Here is a 1,888-nt window from a genome sequence, read left to right on the forward strand (position 1 = left end):
AAAAAAAGGGACAAGTCCTCTGTACGCCCGATGAGGGGAAGTACTAGCTGAGCGGCAAGTGTATTGTCTGTGAAGACCTGCATGAAGGAAGCCGAAAGCAAAGCACTGACCTGATGTACAAGAACTACATAAAAGGCACTCTGTTTGGGTAAGGAGGCGCATATCTCCAAAGCCCAGTGCTCATACGGGAAAATAGAGTGTAGATGTAGCAGGTATAAGTGTGAAGGTATTTGCGCATTACCCGGGGATACCTTGGAATGGATTCGTCTTCTATGTGCCAAGGAGTCAGCAGCGATCATAGTAATTCAGGACTATCTGGATGAAGGATCAAACTTAATGTTAAGACCTATGGGTTTATTGTTAACGTCTACGGAAATAGGAGCAGAAGCTGACTTTGAGATAAGTCAGACTTATTGGGGAGGTATTACTCGGAAAGTGGGAGGTATCCAATGAGCGCGTCAAGCCGGACGGGGAATAATAGAGACAAAGGTCAGGAGTCGTCAAAGCTCATGGAGCAGATAGTTAGCCGAGAGAACATGACCAAAGCCTATAAGCGAGTACTGACAAACAAAGGAGCTCCAGGAGTAGATGGCCTGGAAGTCACAGAATTGAAAGGTTACTTGCAAGCGCACTGGTCAGCTATCAAAGAGTCATTGTTGGAAGGGTCATACTATCCACAAGCAGTAAAACAAGTATCTATCCCCAAAGACGGGGGCGGAGAACGTTTACTGGGAATACCGACGGTAGTAGACCGAATGATCCAGCAAGGCATTCACCAAATCATCAATCCTTTATACGATCCTGAGTTTTCCGAATGGAGTTATGGTTTTCGGGAAGGCCGCAATGCCCAACAGGCAGTGGTACAATCGAGAACCCATATCCAGTCGGGGAAGCGATGGGTAGTAGACATGGATTTAAGTAAATTCTTCGATGAGGTAGATCATGAACGACTGTTATCTAAGCTAAGGAAGAAGATCGTGGATCGACGCGTAATCCACCTGATCGACCGATATCTTAGAAGCGGGGTGATGATAAACGAAGTTGAAGAAAGACGGGTCAAAGGCACACCTCAAGGCAGCCCTCTGTCTCCACTGCTGTCCAACATAGTTTTAGACGAGTTGGATAAGGAACTGGAGCGTAGAGGCCATAAGTTTGTTCGTTACGCTGACGACTTCCAAATCTACGTTGGGAGCAGGCGGACAGCTGAACGGGTTATGGAAAGCCTTACAGGTTTTATAGAGAATAAGCTGAAGCTAAAAGTCAATAAGACCAAAAGTGCCATTGACCGACCATGGAAGCGAAGTTTTCTGGGATACAGCTTTACTTCCCAAAAGGACAGTAAACTACGAATATCACCGGAGAGTATACAACGCTTGAAGGGTAAATTGAAAGAGAAATTTAGACAAGGTCGTGGACGTAATCAGCAGAAGTTTATAGCCGAAGACCTGAACCCACTATTGAGAGGTTGGATAAACTACTTCTCAAAGAGTGAGGTCAAAAGGTTTGCCGAAGCAATAGACGGCTGGATAAGGCGTCATCTCCGCAAGATCAGATGGCGACAAATGAAACGTCGATGGACACGTCTTCAAGCTCTGATGAATAGAGGGCTATCGGAGGAGCGAGCAGTACAATCCTGCTTCAACCAAAGAGGCCCTTGGTGGAATAGCGGGGCAAGCCATATGAATCAGGCTTATCCCAAGAGCTATTTTGATAAACTTGGTCTGGTAAGCTTGCAAAACGAGCTAAAACGATACCATCTATGAATTAACATTAAGAACCGCCGTATACGCAACCGTACGTACGGTGGTGTGAGAGGGCTGAAGTAAAGAAGAAATCCTTTCCGGGTTTCCGAAGGTCTAAAAGTCTCCTTTACTTTGCTCTACTCGAT

2 protein-coding genes are annotated in these 1,888 nt (G+C 45.8%); one reads left to right on the top strand and one right to left on the bottom strand.

From position 1 onward, the window contains the following. The coding region (locus tag C7460_RS24185; RefSeq protein WP_221409618.1) for a hypothetical protein at positions 1-299 on the bottom strand (299 nt) is incomplete at its 3' end. A gap of 210 nt (positions 300-509) precedes the next feature. Here C7460_RS24185 and ltrA point away from each other — a divergent pair. Continuing rightward, positions 510-1,763, top strand: coding sequence for a group II intron reverse transcriptase/maturase (gene ltrA, locus C7460_RS23385; protein ID WP_115870560.1), 1,254 nt, complete (start codon positions 510-512; stop codon positions 1,761-1,763). Positions 1,764-1,888: the final 125 nt, after the last annotated feature.

Source organism: Marinoscillum furvescens DSM 4134 (assembly GCF_003386095.1).
Taxonomy (GTDB): Bacteria; Bacteroidota; Bacteroidia; order Cytophagales; family Cyclobacteriaceae; genus Marinoscillum; species Marinoscillum furvescens.

Bases quoted from the DNA above. Each gene is read 5' to 3' on its own strand.
- ltrA (WP_115870560.1), top strand. From the start codon at position 510: ATGGAGCAGATAGTTAGCCGAGAGAACATGACCAAAGCCTATAAGCGA.